Origin of the sequence: Pseudomonas sp. G1002 (assembly GCF_013385455.1) — a bacterium.
Lineage (GTDB): Bacteria > Pseudomonadota > Gammaproteobacteria > Pseudomonadales > Pseudomonadaceae > Aquipseudomonas.
The window spans coordinates 1-1,070 of the sequence record NZ_JACAPY010000074.1; the positions used below are offsets into that span (position 1 = coordinate 1).

At 58.5% G+C, this 1,070-nt stretch carries 1 protein-coding gene and 2 pseudogenes; all 3 read right to left on the reverse strand.

Annotated features, from left to right (window positions below; genetic code table 11):
• Positions 1 to 125 (reverse strand): annotated as a pseudogene (locus tag HX801_RS32375) (hypothetical protein); the annotation flags it as partial.
• A gap of 7 nt (positions 126 to 132) precedes the next feature.
• On the reverse strand, positions 133 to 696 hold the full coding sequence (locus HX801_RS31845; RefSeq protein WP_094953495.1) for a siphovirus Gp157 family protein: 564 nt from the start codon (positions 694 to 696) through the stop codon (positions 133 to 135).
• Positions 693 to 1,070, reverse strand: a pseudogene (locus HX801_RS31850) (hypothetical protein); the annotation flags it as partial. The gene HX801_RS31845 and the pseudogene HX801_RS31850, both read right to left, overlap by 4 nt.

Sequence of the window (1,070 nt, forward strand, 5' to 3'; positions counted from 1 at the left end):
TTGTAGCCGATGGGCGCCGCTTCTTCGATCTGGCCGCCGCTGGCCAGGAACTGGGCGACCTGGGCCGCCAGTTCATCCGAGGCCGGGCGTAGTGCCTCGACCAGGCTGAGGTTGTTGCTGATCATGATGGCCTCACTTGATCCGTATCGAACTGTCGCCGCGCTCCAGATGAGCCCAGGTTGGTTCGGGTAGAAGTTCGTGTTCGGCGTCTTCACCGGCGGCCATCCGCTTGCGCACAGCCTCGTTGTGATCGCGGATTTCCTTGAGCTTGGAGGCGATGGCTTTTTTGTCTGGGGTGATGCTTGATTTCACAGAGGTCAACTCATCCGGCACCGCATCCTCGTTGTCAACGATCACCCGTTCGCTGCCCATGGCCAGGGTGATGGTGAACAGCGGCCGCTTGATCGACTTGATGTTGGCGGCTTCCATGTTGCGGCGCAGGTAGTCGCTGATCTGCGAGACGCTGTTGGACTTGATCCGTTTGAGTTCGGCCAGGCGTTCGATCTCGTTGTCGATCGCTGTCACGTCGCTTTCGATGTTCCGGCGCAACATGACGATGTTGTCGGCCTTGTCGTTGAAGTCGCCTTGAACCTCGTCCATGGCGTGCTGCAGGGCCTCTTTCAAGCCTTCGTCGTCGGTGTCGGCCATGGCCTGGAGTTCGGCGAGTTTGCCGGTGAGTGCGTAGAGTTGGGTCATGCTGCGGCCTCCGTGCCTTTTTCAAGCACAGCTTTGCGCTCCTCGAATGCTCGAGTGATTCGCGCGATGAAGGTGGGTTCGTTGCGACGAGTTGCCTCGCGGATGTATTTCACGTTCAGAAGCTTGAGTTCGTGAGTCGTGACGGCCTTGCCAATGGTTTCGACCGCTGAGGCAAGCCAGTCGACACGCTCTTGTTTTTGGCGAAGTATCTCGGCGTCCTTGTCCTCGGCTTTTTCAAGCTTGAACTCTTCGGTGATGGTGTCGACGTAGGTCGGATCGTCGAACATGCCCATGTAGATGTCGGCGGCGAACCCCAACGGCTGCAGGCATTTACCGATGGCGTCCGTCAGCGATTTTTTTGCCGCGTCCCAGTC

Excerpts from the sequence above, each read along its gene's own strand:
- HX801_RS31845 (WP_094953495.1), bottom strand. The coding sequence starts at position 696 with ATGACCCAACTCTACGCACTCACCGGCAAACTCGCCGAACTCCAGGCC.